Annotated in this window: 19 protein-coding genes and 2 pseudogenes; 11 read left to right on the top strand and 10 right to left on the bottom strand. The window is 69.1% G+C overall.

Going from position 1 to position 20,216, the window contains the following annotated elements; all coding sequences use genetic code 11:
- Nucleotides 1–671 precede the first annotated feature (671 nt).
- The 4 genes from rpmG (at nt 672) to ACFVJQ_RS33835 (ending at nt 3,176) form a co-directional block, all read left to right on the top strand.
- The gene (gene rpmG / locus ACFVJQ_RS33820; protein WP_385514679.1) at nt 672–836 is read left to right on the top strand and encodes a 50S ribosomal protein L33; all 165 of its coding nucleotides are present in this window, start codon (nt 672–674) and stop codon (nt 834–836) included.
- A gap of 53 nt (nt 837–889) precedes the next feature.
- Entirely contained in the window at nt 890–1,150 is a 261-nt protein-coding gene (locus ACFVJQ_RS33825) for a type B 50S ribosomal protein L31 (protein WP_385789438.1), read from the top strand.
- Between the two features lie 37 nt (nt 1,151–1,187).
- Complete coding sequence (gene ykgO, locus ACFVJQ_RS33830; RefSeq protein ID WP_037617513.1) at nt 1,188–1,310, top strand: type B 50S ribosomal protein L36; 123 nt, start codon at nt 1,188–1,190, stop codon at nt 1,308–1,310.
- A gap of 525 nt (nt 1,311–1,835) precedes the next feature.
- Nucleotides 1,836–3,176, top strand: coding sequence for a DUF2254 domain-containing protein (locus ACFVJQ_RS33835; RefSeq protein WP_385789440.1), 1,341 nt, complete (start codon nt 1,836–1,838; stop codon nt 3,174–3,176).
- 61 nt (nt 3,177–3,237) lie between these two features.
- On the opposite strand, the pseudogene ACFVJQ_RS33840 reads toward ACFVJQ_RS33835, so the two are convergent.
- From ACFVJQ_RS33840 to ACFVJQ_RS33855, 4 genes and pseudogenes are all read right to left on the bottom strand, one after another.
- Nucleotides 3,238–3,363: pseudogene (locus ACFVJQ_RS33840) on the bottom strand (IS982 family transposase); the annotation flags it as partial.
- 103 nt (nt 3,364–3,466) lie between these two features.
- A complete protein-coding gene (locus tag ACFVJQ_RS33845; RefSeq protein WP_385789442.1) occupies nt 3,467–3,808 on the bottom strand; it encodes a hypothetical protein in 342 nt (113 codons plus the stop codon).
- Nucleotides 3,805–5,526: a cytochrome c oxidase subunit I gene (gene ctaD / locus ACFVJQ_RS33850; protein ID WP_385789535.1), complete on the bottom strand. Its 1,722-nt coding sequence runs from the start codon at nt 5,524–5,526 to the stop codon at nt 3,805–3,807. The genes ACFVJQ_RS33845 and ctaD overlap by 4 nt, the downstream gene beginning before the upstream one ends.
- Before the next feature lie 242 nt (nt 5,527–5,768).
- Nucleotides 5,769–6,185, bottom strand: coding sequence for a transposase (locus ACFVJQ_RS33855; protein ID WP_385789537.1), 417 nt, complete (start codon nt 6,183–6,185; stop codon nt 5,769–5,771).
- A gap of 685 nt (nt 6,186–6,870) precedes the next feature.
- On the opposite strand from ACFVJQ_RS33855, the gene ACFVJQ_RS33860 reads away from it, so the two are divergent.
- Nucleotides 6,871–7,062, top strand: coding sequence for a hypothetical protein (locus ACFVJQ_RS33860; RefSeq protein ID WP_385789444.1), 192 nt, complete (start codon nt 6,871–6,873; stop codon nt 7,060–7,062).
- 161 nt (nt 7,063–7,223) lie between these two features.
- Here the strand turns inward: ACFVJQ_RS33860 and ACFVJQ_RS33865 are convergent, their stop codons facing one another.
- From ACFVJQ_RS33865 to ACFVJQ_RS33885, 5 genes are read right to left on the bottom strand one after another with little or no spacing between them, the layout of a single operon-like run.
- Nucleotides 7,224–8,117, bottom strand: coding sequence for a Gfo/Idh/MocA family protein (locus ACFVJQ_RS33865; RefSeq protein ID WP_385789446.1), 894 nt, complete (start codon nt 8,115–8,117; stop codon nt 7,224–7,226).
- Between the two features lie 33 nt (nt 8,118–8,150).
- A complete protein-coding gene (locus ACFVJQ_RS33870; RefSeq protein WP_385789448.1) occupies nt 8,151–9,365 on the bottom strand; it encodes an ROK family protein in 1,215 nt (404 codons plus the stop codon).
- 3 nt (nt 9,366–9,368) lie between these two features.
- Nucleotides 9,369–10,253 carry a carbohydrate ABC transporter permease gene (locus tag ACFVJQ_RS33875; RefSeq protein ID WP_385514671.1) on the bottom strand — a complete coding sequence of 295 codons (885 nt, stop codon included), beginning with the start codon at nt 10,251–10,253 and terminating at the stop codon, nt 9,369–9,371.
- Entirely contained in the window at nt 10,250–11,269 is a 1,020-nt protein-coding gene (locus ACFVJQ_RS33880; RefSeq protein WP_224738860.1) for a carbohydrate ABC transporter permease, read from the bottom strand. The genes ACFVJQ_RS33875 and ACFVJQ_RS33880 overlap by 4 nt, the downstream gene beginning before the upstream one ends.
- A 31-nt stretch (nt 11,270–11,300) precedes the next feature.
- Complete coding sequence (locus ACFVJQ_RS33885; RefSeq protein WP_385789450.1) at nt 11,301–12,707, bottom strand: ABC transporter substrate-binding protein; 1,407 nt, start codon at nt 12,705–12,707, stop codon at nt 11,301–11,303.
- A 129-nt stretch (nt 12,708–12,836) separates the two neighbouring features.
- Between ACFVJQ_RS33885 and ACFVJQ_RS33890 the strand changes: the two genes are divergently transcribed.
- The 4 genes from ACFVJQ_RS33890 to ACFVJQ_RS33905 are packed head-to-tail and all read left to right on the top strand — an operon-like array spanning nt 12,837 to nt 17,963.
- The gene (locus ACFVJQ_RS33890) at nt 12,837–13,883 is read left to right on the top strand and encodes a zinc-binding alcohol dehydrogenase (RefSeq protein ID WP_385789452.1); all 1,047 of its coding nucleotides are present in this window, start codon (nt 12,837–12,839) and stop codon (nt 13,881–13,883) included.
- Between the two features lie 20 nt (nt 13,884–13,903).
- Complete coding sequence (locus ACFVJQ_RS33895; protein WP_385789454.1) at nt 13,904–14,704, top strand: sugar phosphate isomerase/epimerase family protein; 801 nt, start codon at nt 13,904–13,906, stop codon at nt 14,702–14,704.
- On the top strand, nt 14,701–16,056 hold the full coding sequence (locus ACFVJQ_RS33900; RefSeq protein WP_385789456.1) for a trehalase family glycosidase: 1,356 nt from the start codon (nt 14,701–14,703) through the stop codon (nt 16,054–16,056). The genes ACFVJQ_RS33895 and ACFVJQ_RS33900 overlap by 4 nt, the downstream gene beginning before the upstream one ends.
- Entirely contained in the window at nt 16,053–17,963 is a 1,911-nt protein-coding gene (locus ACFVJQ_RS33905) for a glycogen debranching N-terminal domain-containing protein (protein ID WP_385514666.1), read from the top strand. The genes ACFVJQ_RS33900 and ACFVJQ_RS33905 overlap by 4 nt, the downstream gene beginning before the upstream one ends.
- Before the next feature lie 316 nt (nt 17,964–18,279).
- Here ACFVJQ_RS33905 and ACFVJQ_RS33910 read toward each other — a convergent pair.
- Nucleotides 18,280–18,461, bottom strand: a pseudogene (locus ACFVJQ_RS33910) (alginate lyase family protein); the annotation flags it as partial.
- A gap of 225 nt (nt 18,462–18,686) precedes the next feature.
- Here ACFVJQ_RS33910 and ACFVJQ_RS33915 point away from each other — a divergent pair.
- Both ACFVJQ_RS33915 and ACFVJQ_RS33920 read left to right on the top strand, forming a co-directional pair.
- Nucleotides 18,687–19,592: an NmrA family NAD(P)-binding protein gene (locus ACFVJQ_RS33915; protein ID WP_385789458.1), complete on the top strand. Its 906-nt coding sequence runs from the start codon at nt 18,687–18,689 to the stop codon at nt 19,590–19,592.
- A gap of 99 nt (nt 19,593–19,691) precedes the next feature.
- Nucleotides 19,692–20,132, top strand: a complete 441-nt coding sequence (locus tag ACFVJQ_RS33920) for an OsmC family protein (RefSeq protein WP_385514664.1) — start codon at nt 19,692–19,694, stop codon at nt 20,130–20,132.
- Nucleotides 20,133–20,216: the final 84 nt, after the last annotated feature.

Consider the following 20,216-nt stretch of genomic DNA (forward strand, 5'->3'; position numbering starts at 1 on the left):
GCGCTGATCTTCGTCCCGTCGGAGAGGACCGCGAAGGCGGACAGGCCGAGGTCGATACCGGTGTCGGTGTCCAGTTCGGGGAGGGTGTCCGGCTCCTGGGTGAACGCCGGGGCTTTCTGCAAGAGTCCCAGTAACGGCGGAAGTCCTCGATCCGCCACGGGCGGCAGACCCGGTCGTGGTGTCCGCAAGCGTCGCGCGGGTCGGGCCGGGCGAAGCCGCGTCGCGCACGGACCGCTGAGGGCCGGGTCCGCGACGGGCGCCGGCTGACTGCGAAGATCGTCGTCGGAGTATGACGGCGGCCGTCATACAGAAGGGTTGCCGGCGAGTCCGTCCCTGCTCGCCCCTGTCCGTGTTGTCCCAGGGGTGGTCGATGGGGCGGTAGGTCTCAGTCGGTTTGGCGCCAGGTGCCGGGATGGTGGGTGCTGCGGCGTCGATGAGGTTCGGGAAGGCGGCGCGGCTGGCGGTGAGCCGTGTGGGGGCGACACGTTTTTCCGCGCGGCTGGAGCGGGGTCGGGGGCCGTGCGGCGCGTCGGTGCCCTGGTCGATCCGTCTCGGCGGGCCTGCGGCAGCGCGTGTCTCGCGCCGGGGCGGGAATGCGACGGCAGGAGCCGTTGTTCCAGTCCACAGGCCCTGGCATGTACCAGTCAATGCCCGGGCGAAAGGAGGACCTCATGGCACGCAACATCGCGCGCCCCGTCGTGACGCTGAAGTCGACGGTGGGGACCGGCATCACTTACGTGACGCGCAAGAACCGTCGCAACGACCCCGACCGGCTGGTTCTGCGCAAGTACGACCCGGTGGCCGGGGCGCACGTCCTTTTCCGCGAGGAACGCTGAACCACGCCGCCGCCCCCCGGGGGGACGAAACCATGAGAAGGGAAACAATCCCCATGAGGTCTGGCATTCACCCCGAAACCCGTCCGGTCGTCTTCCGTGACCGTGCCGCAGACGTCGCGTTTCTGACCCGCTCCACGGCCGCCTCGGCAAGGACGATCGAGTGGGAGGACGGCAACACCTACCCGCTGGTCGATGTCGAGATCTCCTCGGCGAGCCATCCGTTCTACACCGGGGCCTCGCGGGTCGTGGACACCGCCGGCCGGGTGGAGCGCTTCGAGCGCCGCTACGGCCGTACGGCGGCAGCCCAGCGCTGACCGCGAACCGGTATCCGCACAGGAAAGGAGCGGAGCCATGAAGGTACGCAAGTCGTTGCGCTCGCTGAAGTCCAAACCGGGGGCCCAGGTGGTTCGGCGGCGGGGCGTGGTCTTCGTCGTCAACAAGAAGAACCCGCGCTTGAAGGCCCGCCAGGGCTGACGGCACCCGTAAAACCCGACCGGCCTGGTCCCGCGACGCGCGGTGCCAGGCCGGTGCGCGCTGTTGGCCGGCCTTCCGGTGCGCGGATGCCCTGCAGGTGCCGACAGGCGGTCCACTTGCTGCCTCGGTACCCCAGCTCGCGGGTGACCGTTCTTCTTCCTCACTCCGGAAGACCGCGGGCAGTGGCCCAGCCGCGCAGTCGAGACCGGGTGATCCATGTGCCGGTCGCTTGAGTACGACCCATCACCGCCCGTATTGCCGATCGCATACCCCGCCGACCAGCACACGGCCGGACCGAGCCACACGGCCGCACGTCGCCCGGATGGGTGGTCTGCGGCGGTGTCCGTACGCCTCCGTGGAAGGCGCTCTCACGCCGCGATCGCAGGGGGCGTGATCACTTGGACAGTCGACGGACTCATCGGATACTGGGCCATGCCAGGCCGTGGTCAGCGTTGGCTGCGCTGTACGTGGAGACGTGCCCGTGTCGGCCCAGGTTGGCCACGCATCGACGTGCGGGAGTTGAACATGATCCGACGTGATGCGCTGGCGGAGTACGTTCGAGGGTCGCTGTGGGTGCTTCCCACGCTGTCCGTGCTGGGCGCACTGGTCGCTGGGTCACTGCTGTCCCTGGTCAAGACCGGTTCCGGATCGCCGCTGGCATTCCAGGGGACCGCAGACGATGCCCGGACGTTGCTGATCGGGATCGCCGGGACGATGGTCACGGTCATCGCGCTGCTGCTGGGCCTGACCGTGGTCGCGCTGCAGTTGTCGTCCACCCAGTTCTCGCCCCGGCTGCTGCGCAACTTTCTTCGCGATCGGCCCAACCAGATCGTGCTCAGTGTCTTCGTGGCGACCTTCGCCTACAGTGCGGCTGGTCTGTACACGGTTGGCGTCTCGGGAGGGGGCCGCTCCGCCAGCTTTCCCCGGCTCGCGGTGAGCGGCGCGATCGTCCTGCTCTTCGTCAGCCTCGGCCTGTTGGTGTTCTTCGCCGACCATCTCCTGCACTCCATCCAGGTCGACGCGATCATGAGCAGGGTGGAGCGCAACACCGTCCAGGTGGTCCGCGAGGGGGTATTCGCCGGCGGCGAGGAGCTCGTGGGAGTACCGGAGTGGGCCGTGCCCATCGCCGCCCGGCGGTCCGGGTACGTGCAGGTGGTGCGTCCTCACCTGCTGCTGCCTGTCGCGGCCGAGCACGAGGTCTGTCTGCGGCTGCGGCCCCGGGTCGGCGAACACGTCGTCGCCGGCACGACGCTGGCGTGGATCTGGCGTGGCTCACCGAGCGATCCCGCTCCTGATCCCCAGAGGTTCTCGCGGGTGCTGGACGCCGGGGTCCGTGTCGGATTCGAGCGCACCCTGGAACAGGACGCCGCGTTCGGAATCCGGCAACTGGTCGACGTCGCATGTAAGGCGCTGTCGCCGGCGGTCAACGATCCGTACACAGCGGTTCAGGCCATCGATCACCTGTCCGTGATCTTTTGCGCGCTCGCGCAGCGCCCACTGGGAAACCACATCGTCCGAGACGACGGCGGCGCCGTCGTGATCGTTCCCGGGCGGCGGTTTCCGGAATACCTCGCCGTGATGTGCGGGCTCATCCGCCGCTACGGGGCTCGTGAACCAACCGTCGCCCATGCTCTGCTTCGGTTGTTGCACAACTGCGCCGACGTGGTCGCTGACGATGCCGAGCGGTGTGCGGCGATCGAAGAACAAGCCCGCATCGTTGTCATCGAGGCCGAGCGACAGGTCGCCCAGCCGACCGACCTTGCCCTCGCGTACGCAGAGGCGGAATCCGTGCGTCAGCAGGTGGCCAAGAATCGGCTGACCGCTCACACACCCGGCAGCCGACCGGACGAGTCACAAATCCCCTGACCAGTCGGGCTGAGACGCATATAAACGTGCAACTGGCACCCAGGTGATCGATTCCAAGCGGTCAGTGATCGTAGGCGGTCAGTGAGTGCAGGACGAGCCGGCCGGTGTGGGTGGTGTGCCAGATTGCAGTGGTCAGCGCGAGGATGCGCTGCAGCACGCGGGCGATCACGCCGCCCGGTGCGCTGCCGCGTCCGGCATACTCGCCCGCAGCCGGTGGAGGTGCTGTTCGAACGCATCTGTCGGACATGTTGAAGATCACGCTGGAGCGTTGGGGTCACAGCCCCGGCTGGTCAGTGACGTAGCAGTTCCCACACCGTGAGGATGCAGGACGCCGTGCCGAGGGTGAGTGCGACGGTCCGCCGGCGCAGGTGCTGGTAGCGGGCCTCGTATTCGGCGCGCAGTTCGGTGCACCGGTCGGCGATGCGGCGGATGGCGGCCTTGGCCATGTCCACGCGGGCGCGGGTGTACTCCTCTTCGAGATCGTGGCGCTCGTCGGTCGTGAGCCAGGGCAGCCTGTCGCAGAAGGCCGTGGCTTCCTTGCGCGCTTCGGCCAGTTCGGCCTGCCAGTAGAGGTAGCCGTCGAGCTGGCGCAGCCCGCCCTGGACCGGATCGTCAGGGGACGGACGGTTCACCGCAGTTCCTTCCCCGGGCCGCTCACGCTCCGCGCACCCACGCCGGTGTGCTCGAGTTGGGCGATGTCCGGATGGTGCAGGTCGAATGCCGGCGATTCGGAGCGGATCCGCGGCAGGGTGAGGAAGTTGTGCCGCGGCGGTGGGCAGGACGTTGCCCATTCGAGTGAGCGGCCGTAGCCCCACGGGTCGTCGACGCCGACCGGCTTGCCGTATCTGGCCGTCTTCCAGACGTTGTAGAGGAACGGCAGGACCGACAGGCCCAGCAGGAACGAGGCGATCGTCGAGATGGTGTTCAGGGTGGTGAAGCCGTCGGCGGCGAGGTAGTCGGCGTACCGGCGCGGCATGCCCTCGGCAGCCAGCCAGTGCTGGACGAGGAAGGTGCCGTGGAAGCCGATGAACAGCGTCCAGAAAGTGATCTTGCCGAGGCGCTCGTCGAGCAACCGGCCGGAGAACTTCGGCCACCAGTAGTGGAATCCGGCGAACATCGCGAAGACGACCGTACCGAAGACGACATAGTGGAAGTGCGCCACCACGAAGTAGGAGTCGGAGAGGTGGAAGTCCATCGGTGGCGAGGCCAGGATGACACCGGTCAGACCACCGAAGAGGAACGTCACCAGGAAGCCGGTCGCCCAGAGCATCGGTGTCTCGAAGGACAGCGAGCCCTTCCACATCGTGCCGATCCAGTTGAAGAACTTCACGCCGGTCGGGACCGCGATGAGGAAGCTCATGAAGGCGAAGAACGGCAGCAGCACACCACCGGTGACGTACATGTGGTGGGCCCACACGGTCACGGACAGACCCGTGATCGCGATGGTCGCCGCGATCAGACCCGAGTAGCCGAACATCGGCTTGCGGGAGAAGACCGGGATGATCTCGCTGATGATGCCGAAGAACGGCAGCGCGATGATGTACACCTCGGGGTGGCCGAAGAACCAGAAGAGGTGCTGCCACAGCAGCGCGCCGCCGTTGGACGGGTCGAAGACGTGCGCACCGAACTTGCGGTCCGCCTCCAGCGCGAACAGCGCGGCCGCGAGGACCGGGAAGGCGAACAGGACCAGGACACTGGTCAGCAGCGTGTTCCAGCAGAAGATCGACATGCGGAACATCGTCATGCCGGGTGCGCGCATGCAGATGATCGTGGTGATGAAGTTGACGGCACCCAGGATCGTGCCGAAGCCGGAGAAGGCCAGGCCCATGATGGCCATGTCCGCGCCGACATTGGGCGAATGCTCGGCGTCCGAGAGCGGGGTGTACATGAACCAGCCGAAGTCCGCGGCGCCGTTCGGGGTGAGGAAGCCGGCCACCGCGATCAGCGAGCCGAACAGGTACAGCCAGTAGGCGAACATGTTCAGCCGCGGGAACGCCACGTCCGGCGCGCCGATCTGCAGCGGCATGATCCAGTTCGTGAAGCCTGCGAACAGCGGCGTCGCGAACATCAGCAGCATGATCAGGCCGTGCATCGTGAACGCCTGGTTGAACTGCTCGTTCGACATGATCTGCGTGCCCGGACGCGCCAGTTCGGCGCGCATGAACATCGCAAGCAGGCCGCCGAGGCAGAAGAAGCCGAAAGCTGTGCTGATGTACAGCGTGCCGATCGTCTTGTGGTCGGTGGTGGTCAGCCACTTCACCACCACATTCCCGGGCCGCCTGCGCCGGACCGGCACCTCGTTCTCATAGAAATCCACCGGCGAGGTGCTGGGTGGGAAATCGGAATGCATAGGCACGCTGTGGCTCCTGGTTGTTCTCGATCTGCGTGCTGACCCGATTCCGGTCCAGCCAACTGAATCAGCGCACACTTGCAGTGACTTTCCTGCCCTACTATGGCCTGCGATCCCATGCCCCACGCGATCGTGTCACCCGAGCGGAGGCATATCCTGGGCCACATGGGCGATGACCGTCGCCGCAGGTTTGTCGACCAGGCGGAGGGTGCGAGGTTCCCCTGTCGTTCGGGAGGCGCTGATCAGCTGGTCAGAGTGGGTTGACGGGGGTTCAGGTTCGCTCGTTCGGCCGTTGCCTGCTCGCGTAGTACTTCTCTTCGAACTCGATGGGACCGAGCCGGCCCTGACCGACCCCATGGACGCCTCAATTCCGCCCGCATCAAGCGTGTTGTGAGCTTGATGGACGTGTACTGACAGCCGTGGTCGGCATGATGGATCAGCTGTCCGGGCTCGACCTCGCGGGACGCGAGAGCGTACTCGAGCGTGGTGAGGACCAGGTCGGCGTCCGCGCGGGCGGAGGTCTCCCAGGCCACCACCCGGCGCGAGAATGCGTCGCGGATCGCCGAGAGCCACAAGGGCTCTTCAACGGTGGGGATCATCGTCAGGTCGGTGACCCACAGCCGGTTCGGTGCGGGCGCGGTGAAGTCGCGCTGGACCAGAGGCGATGTGCAGTTCCCGCAGGACGCACTCGACTCCCAGGTGCGGGTGCTCGTCGAGGAGCCCCGTCACCTGGGCCGGGTCGGGTCGAGTTGCGCCGCGAAAAAAGCCGAGGCGGTGCGCAGGACTTCGTTCGCGCGCTTGGCTGGGCGTTCTCCTTGCGCAGCGCGGCGAGTTCGGCGTGTTCCTCGGTGGTCAGCCGGTCGTCTACGACGGAGTGGCAGCCGTGGAAGTAGGTCACTCCGTGGGTACGGCGAAAATCGCCGGCGGGCTTTCCACAGCTGCGCGGTCGGCGAGTCGGCGGCACGGCGCCCTCGATTCATCCCGGCCAGGTTCGGACAACGCTCCTCCCCGGGCATCGCCAGCAAGCTCCGTACTGCCCGCAGAGCAAGACAGCGGGTGCGGGATTCGAGGACTCACCGGAAGAGGAACCGGAGAAAACATGCGCAAGCCGATCATGTCTGGCTTGGTAACTGCCGCTGTGGCGATCGCCGTGTGGGGGGCACCGGCGGCGGGAGCGAGCTCGGGCAGTCCAGCCACTGCCGCATCCGACGATTTCGAGGTCTTCACCACCGACGGCTGCGGTTCTGTCGGCTTCATCGACTACGGCGAAGGAGCACCCGGCGGCGGGCCCAACGACGACTACGCCGAGATCTGGAACTACTGCTCTGCCGACCCGGCGGAGTCATGGCTTACGCCTGGCGGGACGGTACCTATCTCGGTTCGAAGTACCTCGGGGACAACTACAAGACCCTCTGGGATCCGTTCGGGAATCTCCCGGACTGGACGTACGTGGGCCTGAAGGTGTGCATGGTCGACGGGCCGAGCGGCGCGAACCCGACCGCATGCGACTCAGCGTCTGTCGACATCAGCGAGTGAGGGCTGGCACTGCGGCCGCAGATGCCCGCACTGTTCACAGACACGAGGCCGGACACGGTCTGTCGATGGGGTGAGTCGGCGAACGGGGATTTGCCTTCGTTCGCGTTCCGGGAGGGACCGTGCCGCCCGGATGTCGGCACGGTCCCTGGAAGGGGGCTGGTTCAGCGTGGTGTGGCCTGCTCGATGAGGGTCTGCAGGTACAGGCCCCGCCGGGCGTCGAGTTCGGTCGGGGTGCGCGTACGCAGGGCGGTGGCGAAGTCGCGCCGGAGGATGGGCCAGCACTCCTCGTGGTCGATGCCGGCCGTGTCGTAGACCACCTGCGGTCCGGAGCCGAAGAGCTCGATGCGGGTCAGGACGCGCGGCACGTCGACCGCACCGGACAGGGACGCCTGACTCACGGCACCGTTGGCATGCTCGCAGGTCAGCTCGATCCAGCGGCGTGGGTCACCGGTGCCGCGGATGTGAGTGATCGGGCCGATCGCGGCGTCGAGGAGGTCGAGCAGGTGGGGGCCCAGGTCGAGCAGTGCGCCGTGTTCGAGGCGCCAGCCGGTGGCGAAGTCACCGCTCAGGAACGCGCCGTGGAGATAGCAGGAGCGGGCGCCTACCACGTCGAGCCCGCGGGCGGCGTCGAGGAAGGCCCGGGTCGTGGGGTGATAGCGCTTGGTGAGGACGAGCTGGGAGATGACACCGGCGTCGGCGACGGCGTCCGCGAGGCGTTGCGCCGCCGCCAGATCGGGGCCGAGGGGCTTCTCCAGCAGGAGGGCCTTGCCCTGCTTGGCCGCGAGCGGTGCCAGTTCGGCCTGGACGGCGGGCGGCACGGCGAAGGCGACGGCCTCACAGTGGTCGAGCAGCTCGTCGAAACTGGCGGCCACGTGCGCCGCGTAGGGAGCCGCGGCCTGTTGCGCGGCTTCGGGCCGGCGGGCCCAGACGGCGGCCAGCCGGGTCTCCGGGCCGGCGGCGAGCATGCGGGCGTGCATGGCCCGTGCCCAGGGGCCGGCGCCCACGAGTCCGACCTCCACGGGGCGGTGGGGCCAGGGGGCGGATGTGTTGGTCACGATGTTCCTGTCTGCGTGCGGTGACCCGCGTGGTCAGGGCGCGAGGCGGTTGAGGCGGGCATCGGCCCGGGCCGCGGAGTAGAGGAACTCCACGACCATGGCCGCGGCTCCGATGAGGCCGGCGTGGTCGCCGAGGCGTGAGGTGACGATCTGCAGGTTGGCCGTGGTGCGGGGCATGGCGCGCTGGTACAGCAGCTCGCGCACCCCGGTCATGAACGGGACGCCGGAGAGGTCGCCGGCCAGCATCAGCACCCCGGGATTGAGGAGGGTGACGACGGTGACGAGGACCTCGCCGGCGCGTCGGCCGGCGTCTCGGGCGAGGCGGATGGCGTCGGGGTGTCCCTCGGCGAGCAGGCGGCGGACATCGGATCCGGACGTGGTCTCGACGCCGAGGCGCGAGAGCTCCTTGGCCAGCGCCCGGCCGCTGGCGACGGCGGCCAGGCAGCCGTGGGAGCCGCACATGCACAGTGCGTCGGGCCGGTCGTGGAGCCGGATGTGGCCGATGTCGCCGGCGCCGCCGTCGATGCCCCGGTAGACCTGGTTGCCGACGACGACTCCGGCACCGATGCCGGTGGAGACCTTGACCAGGACGAACGCCGAGCAGTCTGGGTGGTTGGCCTGGTGTTCGGCCAGCGCCATCAGGTTGGCGTCGTTGTCGACGAAGACGGGGACGGGCCCGTCGTCCATGCTGGGACCGACGTGGTCGGCGTAGGCCGTCTGGAGGCGTTCGCGGATGGGGTACTGGTCCCAGCCGGGCATGCTCGGGGGTTCGACGACCCGGCCGGTCTCGAAGTCGACGGGCCCGGGTACGGACAGTCCGATGCCGCAGATGTGGGTGGCGTCGACTCCGGCGGCGGCGATCAGGTCGGGGAATCCCGCAGCCAGTTGGTCCAGCACCTGGTCCGGGCCGTCGGTGATGCGCAAGGGCCCGGTGTGCTCGGCGAGGATGGTGCCGGCCAGGTCGAGAACGGCGAGGCGCGCATGCCGGGTCTCCAGGTCGACGGCGATGACCGACGCGTGGGTCGGGTCGAAGTCGATGCGGTGGGAGGGACGGCCGCCGGTGGAGGTATTGGTGGTGTGCCGCAGCCACCCGGCGCGGTTGAGGAGGTCCAGGCGCTGTCCGACGGTGGAGCGGGACAGACCGGTCGCGCTCTGCAGGTCGGCGCGGGTGTTGGCACGGCCGCTGCGGATCAGCTGCAGCAGTTCGCCCGCGCTGGCCTGATTCGGCGTCATCAGTGGTTCCCCCATGGTTCAGCTCTTGTCGGCGCCGCTGGTCAGGCCCTCGGTGAGGAGACGTTCGGCGGCGAAGAACAGCAGTACCACGGGGATCGTCAGCACCACGGACCCGGCCATGAGGACGGTCTTGGAGACCTCGATGCCGTTGGAGAGCTGGGCCAGTCCGAGGGGGACGGTCCACTTGCCGGGCTCGGCGGCCAGGAAGAGCAGGGCGAACAGGAACTCGTTCCAGGCGATCATGAAGATGTACAGGCCGGTCGCCATGAGGGAGGGCAGGGCGAGCGGCAGGATCACCTTCCGGACGGTCTGCAGCCGGCTGGCGCCGTCGAGTGCGGCCGCCTCCTCGATGGAGTAGGGAATGGTGACCAGGTAGTTGCGGAGCATGTAGATCGACACCGGCACGGTCTGGGCGACGTAGACGATGGCGAGTCCGACCAGGCTGGAGGACAGCCCCAGTTTGGCGAAGACGACGAACAGGGGGACGGCCAGCAGGGTCGCCGGGAACATGTAGACGGCCAGGAAGAGCGCGCTGACCTGGCGGTGGCCGAAGAACTTCAGCCGGCTCACGGCGTAGGCGCCGGGAACGGCGGCCAGCATGGTCAGGGCGACTGTGCCGAGCGAGACAAGTGCGGAGTTGAGCAGGAACTTCAGGAAGCCCTGGCCGCCGTCGTCGGTGGAGCGCAGCACGTCCTGGTAGGTGGACAGGGTGAAGTCCTTGGCCGAGATCCACAGGGATCCGGGGTCGAGCAGTAGGGCGTCGATGGGCTTCAGCGACAGCAGCAGCATGTAGTAGAAGGGCACCACGGTGATCACCGCGAAGAACGCGATGACGATCCAGCGCAGGACTCCGAAGAGTCCGTCCTCGAATCGGGCCCGGGTCAGGGCGGCCTTGCGGGTCACGATTCCTCCTGCACCTTGTTGCCGAAGAACTTGAAGTAGAGGCCCAACAGGATCATGAGCGAGACGGCCAGGACGAGCGCCTGGGCAGCCGCGGCACCCACGTCGTAGCGGGCGGTGAGGAAGTCGTAGACCCGGACGGCGGCCACGTCGGTGCCCGCGCCACCACCGGTCAGCAGGTAGACGTCGTCGAACTTGTTGAAGGTCAGGATGAACCGCAGCACGCACAACAGGGCGATGACCGGCATCAGCTGGGGCAGCAGGATGTGGCGGAAGCGCTGAGTGGGAGTGGCGCCGTCCACCAGGGCCGCCTCCTCCAGGCCGTCGGGGACCGCCTGCAGCCGGGCGAGGATGAACAGGAAGGCGAAGGGGAAGTAGCGCCAGCACTCGAAGGCGATGACGGTCAGCAGCGCCAGGGGGATGTCGAAGTGCAGCCCGAGCAGGTGGACTTCGTACTCGCGGGTGGAGAGGAAGGCGATGGGGTCGTCCCAGCCGAACAGGCGCCGGCCCCAGTCGTTGACCACGCCGTACTGAGGGCTGAGCGCGACCTCCCAGACGAAGGCCACGGCCACGACGGGGGCGACATACGGCAGCAGCATCGCGGCGCGCAGCAGACCGCGGCCGCGGAAGGGCTTGCGCAGGGCGAGTGCGGCGACGAGCCCGAGGAGGACGGAGCCGAGCGTGGCACCCGCGGTGTAGATGAGGGTGGTGCTCAGGCTGGACCAGAAGCCGGCGGAGTCGAAGACCTGGGCGAAGTTGTCCAGGGACCAGTTGCCGAACAGGCCCATTCCCTGGATGTCGACGAGTTTGGCGTCCTGGAAGGCCAGCAGCACGGTCCACAGGATGGGCAGGATGACCACCACGAAGACCACGAGGAAGGTGGGTGAGACGAACGCGAGGCCCGCGCGGTTCTCGCGACGGCTGGCGGTCATCGGGCGGCGGCCCGGGGGCGCGGGCCGGTCGGCCGGCCCGGGGCTGGTGTCCCGGCGCTGCGGCGCGCCGGCTGGAGCTGTAGTCATGAGGGGACCTTCGTGACGTGCAGGCGGGCGGCTACTGCAGGGACTTCTTGAGGGCGGCGACCTCGTCGCCGGCTTCGCGCGCCGCCTCCGAGGGGGAGGTCTGGCCGCTGGTCATGGCACCGATGGCCTTGGGCACGGGCAGTTCACCGTTGGTGGCGCCGACGAGCGCGCCCTCGCCCTGGGTGATGCCCCAGCGCCGCATGTTGCTGACGCCGTCGGCGAGCTGGTTGAGCAGGCTCGCGGGGAAGACCTGGTCGAAGGGCTTCTTGGTGTCGACGCCGATCTCGCTGTGCCGCCACGTGTCGATGTAGCGCTCGGGCTCTGTGGTGGTGCCCTGCCGGACGGGGATCTTGCCCTCGGGCGCCATGCCGAACCAGGACTCGTAGCCGGTGCCCATCATGTACTCGATGAACTCGCGGGAGGCGGCGGTCTCGGCGGTCTTGGTGGTCACCCAGGAGGTGATCTCGCCGAACTGCGCCGCCTCGGTGGCGTCGGGGCCCTTCATCGCGGTGACGATGCCGCTGTTGGACGAGAGGTACTCCGGGTCCTTGCGGCACTCGGGGCAGCTGGGCAGGGCGTCCTTGCGCAGGCCGGCGAGCTCGTCCAGCAGGAACGACGACCAGATGATCATCGAGGACCGGCCCGCGAAGTAGGTGGCCCGGGTGGAGTCCACGGTCTGGGTGCCCGGGGCGCCGTAGGCACGGGCGAGCTCGTCGTAGGTCTTGAAGGCGGTCTCGCACTGCGGGGATTCGAGGGCGACCTCGTGGCTGCCGTCGACCAGCTGGCAGTCGTTGGCCAGGGCCAGGCTCTCGAAGCTCTGTGAGGTGAAGACGTCACCGGGGTCGGTGGCGGCCGATATGCCGTCGTGGCCCTTGGTGGTGAGTGCCTTGGCGGCGTCCAGGGCCCGGGCGTAGGTGTCGGGGGCCGCCAGCTGCTTCTGGTCGAACTGGTCCTTGCGGTAGACCAGCAGCTGGAGCCAGGCGTCGGAGGGCACTCCGAGGCTGGTGTTCCCGTCGGAGGTCAGGTCCAGGGCGTTGGCGTTGAAGGTGCCGCGTCCCAGCTCGCTGATGATCTCCTTCGGGATGCTCGTGTTGAGCAGGCCGTTGGTGTACATCTGCCAGACCTGGCCCATCGGGGCCGCGCCGATGACGTCCGGCAGCGTGCCGGAGGCCGCCGCCGACATGATCAGCTGAGGCATCTGCCCCTCGTCGACCCCGACGAGACGGACCTTGACCCCGGTCTCCTTCTCGAACCCGTCGATGATCTTCTGTTGGGCCGCGACGCGATCCGGCAGGTTCTCCTGGGACCAGACCGTGATCTCACGGTCCGGCTTTCCGGGCCCGGTGCTGCCGCTGGAGCAGCCCGACAACAGCCCCATCCCCAGGGCTGCTGTGATGCCCACCGCGATCGTCGTCGATCGCCGGCTCTTGGTGCGCATTGCGTGTCCTCGTTCCGACTTACGTCTACTGAGCACGCATCACAGCATCAGTTTTGCTTGTTGACAAGACATAAGTTGGGGTTATTGTCGACGCAACCGAAAAAACCCGCAACCCTTCCGGAGCCCTCCGTGGAACGCGTCGTCCAATTCACCGGCCCTCGCCAGGTGGAGGTAGCCGAGCACGTCAGAGCCGATCTGCCGCCAGGACACCTCCGAGTCCGCACCCGCTACTCGGGCATCTCCGCCGGCACCGAGCTCACGGCCTACCGCGGCACGAACCCGTACCTGACGCGAACCTGGGACCCGGAGGCGCGGCTGTTCCGCGACGGCGCGGCCGGCATCGAGTACCCCGTGGCCGGCTGGGGCTACTCGGAGGTCGGCGAGGTCGTCGAGGTCTCCCCGGAACTGGTGGGCACCCCGAGGCTGCCCCAGCCCGGCGACCTGGTGTGGGGCATATGGGGCCACCGCAGCGAGGGCATAGTCCCCGCCGAGCGCATGATCGGCCACACCCTGCCCACGGGGCTGGAGCCGCTGGCCGGCGCCTTCGCCCGGGTCGGCGCCATTGCGTACAACGCAGTGCTGGCCGGAGACATCCACCTCGGTGAGGACGTCGCCGTGTTCGGGCAGGGCGTCATCGGCCTGTTGACCACCCGCCTCGCCCAGCTCAACGGCGCCCGCGTCACCGCGGTCGACGCGCTCGACGGCCGCCTGGAGACCGCCAAGCGCTACGGTGCCCACCACACGCTCAACGCCCGCACGGACAACGTCGCCGAAGCCGTCCGGGAGGCCACCGCCGGCCTCGGCGCCGACCTCGCCATCGAGATCAGCGGCGTCTACCCCGCCCTGCACGACGCCCTGCGTTCCGTCGCCGTCGGCGGCCGCGTGGTGGCCTCCGGCTTCTACCAGGGCGACGGGATCGGCCTGCGCCTGGGCGACGAGTTTCACCACAACCGCGTACAGCTCATCTGTTCCCAGATCGGCGGCGTGCCCCCGCAGCTCTCGGGCCGCTGGACCGTCGAGCGCCTGCAGCAGACCTTCCTGCGGCTGGTCGCCGAGGGACAGGTGGACGTCGCCTCCCTGGTGAGCCATGTGATCCCGGCCGCCGACGCCGCCGACGCGTATGTGCTGCTGGACGAGCGCCCCGCAGAGGCGCTGCAGGTCGTGCTGGAATTCTGAAAGCTCTGAAAGGCCCCCTCATGCTCAAGACCGCCGTTCAGGAGCAACTCCTGCCCGGAGACACCCTGCAGGCCAAGTGGGACTTCGCCCAGCAGGCCGGCTACGACGCCATCGAACTGCGCGGCAAGGGCGACCTGGACTTCGCCGCCCGCCTCGACGAACTCCGGCAGGCCCGGAAGGACGGCGTGGTCATGCCGACGGTGTGCGTCGACATGCTCCACTTCCTCGGCGCCTTCGACGACGGGCAGCGCCGCGACGCGATCGCCCAGATGAAGTCCCAGCTCACCGTGATCGCCGAGATCGGAGGCCTGGGCGCCCAGACCCCCGCCTCCTACGGCATGTTCTCGCGCCGCCTGCCGCCCTTCGAGCCCCCGCGCACCGAGGAGAAGGACCGCGAGGTCCTGCTGGCCGGGCTGACCGAGCTCGGCGAGCACGCCCGCAAGGAGGGCGTCACCCTCTTCCTGGAGCCCCTCAACCGGTACGAGGACCACATGGTCAACCGCCTCGAACAGGCCGCCGACCTGATCCGCGCGACCGGCCTGGACTCCGTGAAGATCGGCATCGACAGCTACCACATGAACATCGAGGAGAGCGACCCCGCCGCCGCGATCCTCGCCCACGCCGACGTCATCGGCCACGCCCAGGTCTCCGACTCCAACCGCTTCCAGCCCGGCGCCGGACACCTCGACTGGCCCGCCTGGCTCGGCGCCCTGCACACCATCGGCTACGACGGCTACCTGGCCCTGGAGTGCCGCCTGACCGGCGACCCCCTCGACGCCGTCCGCTCCGTCCCCGCCTTCCTCAAGAGGTCCGGCGCGTGAACTCCCTCCTGGACCGGCCCGTGCCCACCGCAGCCGCAACCCTGACATTGCGGCGCGGTGCGGCGCGGGTCCTCATCGACAACTGGACCGGCGCCTCCACCGTTCCCTCCCGCACCCTCTACCCCCACCAGTGGAGCTGGGACTCCGCCTTCATCGCCATCGGCCTGCGTCACCTCTCGGTGCGCCGCGCACAGCAGGAGCTGGAGTCCCTGCTGGCCGGGCAGTGGGCCGACGGGCGCATACCCCACATCCTCTTCAACCCGGCCCTGCCGCACGACGCCTACTTCCCGAGCCCCGACTTCTGGCAGTCCTCGAACGCCGGCCGTGCGGCCGGCGCCCCGTCGGCTCCGGAGACCTCCGGCATCGTCCAGCCGCCGGTGCACGCCCTCGCGGCCTGGCTGGTACACCAGGCCGACGTCGGCGAATCGCGGCGCCGGGGCTTCCTGGCCCGCGTCTACCCCCGGCTCGCCGCCTGGCACGACTACCTCCTCACCCGCCGGGACCTCGGCGGCGGGGGACTGGCGGCCGTCGTCCACCCGTGGGAACCCGGCATGGACAACAGCCCGTGCTGGGACCGGCCCCTGCAACGCGTCACGCCCACCCCGCCCGACGCCTTCCAGCGCGCGGACCTGGACCACGGCCACCCCGCCGACCGGCCCACCGACCTGGACTACGGCCGCTACGTGCGCCTGGCGACCGACTACCGCGAGGCGGGTTACGACGACCGCGAGGCCCGGCACGGCTTCGCCGTGGAGGACCCCTGCTTCAACGCGCTGCTGATCGTCAGCGAACTGGCACTGGCCGGCATGGCCCAGGACCTGGGCGCGACCGCCGCCCCCCACGCAACGCGCGCCGAGGAGCTGACGCATCGGCTGGTGACCCGGCTGTGGGACGACACCGCCGGCCTGTTCCGCGCGCGCGACCTGGGCAGCGACGCCCTGGTCGACGAGCGCAGCGTCACCGGCCTGATTCCGCTGATCGTGCCGCACCTGCCGCCCGACGTCGTGCGCCGCCTGCGCGAGACGCTCGACGGGCCGCACTTCAGCGCACCGGCCACCCGGCTGGTCCCCAGCTACGACCTGACCGGCCACGCCTTCGACCCCAAGCGCTACTGGCGCGGCCCGGCCTGGTTCAACACCGCCTGGCTGATCCACCGCGGACTGAGCACCCACGGTCTCAAGGAGGGCGCCGACCGTCTGCGGCAGGGCGTCCTCGCGGAGGCCGGACGCTCCGAGTTCGCCGAATACGTCGACCCCACGACCGGCGCCGCCCGCGGCACCCGCCACTTCTCGTGGACCGCCGCCCTCACCCTCGACCTGCTGTGTGCCGACCCGAAGGAGCTCACACCATGACCGCGGCAGACACGCGTGTCCAGCTGGTGCGCGACGCCACCTTCGCCCGCCTCGACACCGACGGCGGCATCACCGGCACACGCGGCACCACACCCGACGGACTGTTCCTGCGCGACGCCCGTCACCTCAGCCGCTGGCAGCTGACCGTCGACGGCACCAGCCCCGTGGCCCTGGTGCCCGCCACAGCAGAGACGGACCACACGGCCACCGGCGTGCTGACCCCCAAGGGCACACGGGACAATCCGCCCGCCTACACCGTCTTCCGCCAACAGGCCGTCTCTGCAGGCGCGTTGACCGAACACCTGCGCCTGGTCAGCAACCGCCCCGACCCGCTGACCGCCCGCGTCGACCTCACCGTCGACGCGGACTTCGCCGACCTGTTCGAACTGCGCGCCGACGACCGTCACTACCCCAAACCCGACGCCCGCCACGAGACGCAGCCCACGGACGACGGCCTGCTCTTCGACTACCGGCGAGCCGACTGGCACACCCGGACGACCCTCACCTGCCGCCCGGCCCCCGACGCCGTCACCACCGCCCAGGACACACCGCAGTCCACCGCGCGCACCCTGACCTGGCACCTGGAGCTCGACGGTCACGGAGAGGCAGAACTCCACCTGACCGTCCGCGCGCAGCCGCAGGGGCTGCCGGCCGACATCCCGGCCGTACCGCACCGGCGCCGGGCGTCTGCCACGGCACCGGACGACCTCACCCGCACCTGCGAACGGGGCCTGGCCGACGTGGATCTGCTGACCATCCCGGTCACCGGTGTCGACGGCGAGGAGGTGTACGTCCCCGCCGCCGGCATCCCGTGGTTCCTCACCCTGTTCGGCCGTGACTCGCTGCTGACGTCGTACTTCCTGCTGCCGTACCGGCCGGAAACCGCTGCCGCCACACTGAGCGCACTCGCCGCCACTCAGGGGCAGCGCTATGACGCCTTCAGCGGCGAGCAACCCGGACGTATCGTCCACGAGACCCGCCACGGCGAACTCGCCCACTTCCGTCAGGTCCCCTACGGCCGTTACTACGGCGCCGTCGACGCCACACCCCTCTTCCTGGTCCTTCTCCATGCCCACTACGAGACGACCGGGGACCGCTCCCCGGCCGTCCGTCTGGAGCAGCATGCCCGGCAGGCCGTGAACTGGATGCTCACCGACGGCGGCTTGGAAAAACACGGCTACCTCGTCTACACCCCCGACCCGGGCGGCCTGGTCAACCAGAACTGGAAGGACTCCGCAGGCGCCATCTGCTTCACCGACGGCACCCAGGCACAAGGCCCCATCGCGGTGTCGGAAGCCCAGGGCTACGCCTACGACGCCCTCGTGCGCACCGCGCACCTCGCTCACGACGTATGGCAGGACGAGCCGTATGCGCACCGCCTCCGCGAGGCCGCCGCCCGGCTGCGCAGCCGGTTCGTGACGGACTTCTGGATGCCGGGTGCCGACTTTCCGGCCCTCGCCCTGGACGGCGACGGCCGCCGGGTCGACGCCCTCGCGTCGGATGCGGGACACCTGCTGTGGTCGGGGATCCTCGACGCGGAACACGCCCACCGGGTGGGCAGGCGCCTGCTGGAGCCGGACTTCTTCTCGGGCTGGGCGATCCGCACCCTGGCGGCCGGCCAGAAGCCCTACCACCCGCTGTCGTACCACCGTGGCAGCGCCTGGCCGCACGACAATGCCGTCATCGCTCTGGGCCTGGCCCGCTACGGGCTCGCCGCCGAGGTCAACACCCTCACCGAAGGTCTCATTGCGGCGGCCGCCCGCCACGCCTACCGCCTGCCCGAGGTCCTTGCCGGCTATGCCCGCTCCGCGACCGCCGGCCCCGTCCCGTACCCCCACGCGTGCTCGCCCCAGGCGTGGGCAGCCGCAACACCGTTGGCCCTGCGCACGGCGCTTCAGCAGGTGTGAGGGGGATGCACCCGGTCGGGCCTACGGAGTCAGCGGGCGAGAAACACGTGCACCCAGGGGGCTTTCTGCAGGAGAGTGCGTCAAGGCTGTGCGTGCAGGGCTCGGTCCCGGGTCCTGGGGCCATGAGCTGGGCAACCGTCGTGTGCACCCCGCGATCGAGTCGAGCTGTTCGGCGGCCGGCCGCACCGGCCACAGGTCTCCTCCCGGCGCTGCCTCCAGTAACGGGACGGCTCCGGCCGTCAGGGCCGCGGTAGGCCCACAGGTCCACGCGCCGACATGGCGACCGACCGCGGCCAGGCCCAGCTCTTCGTCACCGGTCGATGATGCCGATCGCCCGCCCGTCGTACTTGGAGGGGATGAACTGTGCGCGGTTCAGGTTGGGGTCATCCGCGTGGCCGGGTCCAGGAACCATGTGCGCAGGATCTGTGCGGCCTTCTGGAAGACCTTCTCGACGTCCTGACGGTCGGTGCCCGAGTCGACTTCGGGGTTGCGTTGACCGACACTCGGGACACCATGGCGAGGAGGAACGGGACGCCGGCGGCTACCTCGAGACGATCTCCTCTTCCGGTCACCTTCCAGGGCGTAGAGGCAGCGTCGGGCTTCGGCCCGACCGCCTGCTGCGTCCAGTGCCGCGGGTCAACCTTCCCCGAGACCGGTGGCGCACCCCACGGCACCGGGCGTGTACGTGTGATCACATCCCGACTCAGCCAAGGAGATCAACCGATGGTCGCCAGCAACCTGGTTTTCCTCGGCAACGCCGGTGGCGTGGGCCGCACGGTCCTGGGGCAACTGCGCGCGCAGGGCGTGCCGGTGCGTGCGATGGTGCGCCGCGACGACGATCGTGCGGCTGAGCTGCGTGGGCTCGGCGCGGAGGTCGTCCTCGGCGATCTGACCCGGCCCGAGAGCGTCGCGGCCGCGCTGGAGGGCGTCGGCAGGATGTACTTCGCGATGCCCGTATCGCCGGACCATTTGCTGGCAGCCACCGTGGTGGCCAGCGTGGCGCGCGAGCACGGAAACCTGGACGCCCTGGTGAGCATGTCCCAGATGACGGTGTCGCAGATGACCGCCACCAGCACTGCGGAGTCGCACCAGCAGCGCCTGCACTGGCTGGCGGAGCAGGTACTGAACTGGTCGGGCCTGCCGGTGGTGCACATCCGGCCGACGACTTTCCTGGACAACCCACTGTTCACCACGCTGCCGGCACGCTCGATCCGGGAGAACGGCACGATCGCGCTGCCGTTCGGCACTGGGCGCACCTCCCCGGTCGCTGTGGAGGACGTCGCCCGAGTGGTCGCCACCGTGCTGCGCGACCCGGCCCCGCACATCGGACACGTCTACGAGCTCACCGGCCCGCGCACGGTCGACATGACGGAGATGGCCGAGGAGTTCTCGCGGGCGTTGGGGTCTCCGGTGACCTATGTGGACGTGCCGCTGGACCGGTGGCGGGCCGAAGTCCTCGCCAAGGCGGGCCTGCCGTCGCACACCGAAGAGCACATCGCCACCATGGCCCGACTGCACCGCGAGAACCGCTACGACCGCGCGACGGACGACGTACAGCACGTCACGGGCGTACCTGCTCGATCGGTCGAGGCGTTCGTGGCCGCTCGCAAGGACTTCTACCTGGGCTGAGCCGCACCGGCCAAAGCAGCAACGGAGGATACCGTTGCCCCGCACCCGCTCCGGTCGACCTCCGCGGCCCCATCGCTCTGTGGCGCTACTGTCGACGGCATGAGCGAAAACTCCGAGCGTTCCGTTGTCGTCGAGCGAACCAGCGCCGGCCACTTCGTCGCGACCAACGCCCGTGGCGGATCGATCAGTTTCGGTACGGCCTCCGATGCCGGCCGGGACACCGAGTTCACCCCGGTCGAGCTGTTGCTCGCCGCGATCGGGGGCTGCACGGCCGTGGACGTCGATGTCTCCACCAGCCGCCACGCGGAGCCCATTGGGTTCTCCGTCGCGGTGACCGGCGACAAGATCAGTGACGAGCTCGGCAACCGCATGACCAACCTCATGGTCACCTTCACCGTCGCCTTCCCGGACGGTGAGGGTGCGGATCGCGCCCGCGCGATTCTTCCCCGCGCGGTCAAGGCCTCCCATGACCGTCTCTGTACGGTCAGCCGCACGGTCGAGATCGGCACGCCCGTGACCGCGACGATCAAGAACGCCTGACATTCTCGCCTCGCCGTCTCGCTCGTCAACCGAACGGCACAACGCCACCGACTGCACCTACGACGGCAACCAAACCAGGGGCGA

It is taken from the genome of Streptomyces sp. NPDC127197 (genome assembly GCF_042672405.1).
In the GTDB taxonomy this organism is placed as follows: Bacteria; Actinomycetota; Actinomycetes; order Streptomycetales; family Streptomycetaceae; genus Streptomyces; species Streptomyces flavusporus.

Excerpts from the sequence above, each read along its gene's own strand:
- ACFVJQ_RS33860 (WP_385789444.1), top strand. The coding sequence starts at position 6,871 with ATGGCTTACGCCTGGCGGGACGGTACCTATCTCGGTTCGAAGTACCTC.
- ykgO (WP_037617513.1), top strand. The coding sequence starts at position 1,188 with ATGAAGGTACGCAAGTCGTTGCGCTCGCTGAAGTCCAAACCGGGGGCC.
- ACFVJQ_RS33915 (WP_385789458.1), top strand. The coding sequence starts at position 18,687 with ATGGTCGCCAGCAACCTGGTTTTCCTCGGCAACGCCGGTGGCGTGGGC.
- rpmG (WP_385514679.1), top strand. The coding sequence starts at position 672 with ATGGCACGCAACATCGCGCGCCCCGTCGTGACGCTGAAGTCGACGGTG.
- ACFVJQ_RS33835 (WP_385789440.1), top strand. The coding sequence starts at position 1,836 with ATGATCCGACGTGATGCGCTGGCGGAGTACGTTCGAGGGTCGCTGTGG.
- ACFVJQ_RS33885 (WP_385789450.1), bottom strand. The coding sequence starts at position 12,707 with ATGCGCACCAAGAGCCGGCGATCGACGACGATCGCGGTGGGCATCACA.
- ACFVJQ_RS33880 (WP_224738860.1), bottom strand. The coding sequence starts at position 11,269 with ATGACTACAGCTCCAGCCGGCGCGCCGCAGCGCCGGGACACCAGCCCC.
- ACFVJQ_RS33920 (WP_385514664.1), top strand. The coding sequence starts at position 19,692 with ATGAGCGAAAACTCCGAGCGTTCCGTTGTCGTCGAGCGAACCAGCGCC.
- ACFVJQ_RS33895 (WP_385789454.1), top strand. The coding sequence starts at position 13,904 with ATGCTCAAGACCGCCGTTCAGGAGCAACTCCTGCCCGGAGACACCCTG.
- ACFVJQ_RS33905 (WP_385514666.1), top strand. The coding sequence starts at position 16,053 with ATGACCGCGGCAGACACGCGTGTCCAGCTGGTGCGCGACGCCACCTTC.
- ctaD (WP_385789535.1), bottom strand. The coding sequence starts at position 5,526 with ATGCATTCCGATTTCCCACCCAGCACCTCGCCGGTGGATTTCTATGAG.
- ACFVJQ_RS33870 (WP_385789448.1), bottom strand. The coding sequence starts at position 9,365 with ATGGGGGAACCACTGATGACGCCGAATCAGGCCAGCGCGGGCGAACTG.
- ACFVJQ_RS33825 (WP_385789438.1), top strand. The coding sequence starts at position 890 with ATGAGGTCTGGCATTCACCCCGAAACCCGTCCGGTCGTCTTCCGTGAC.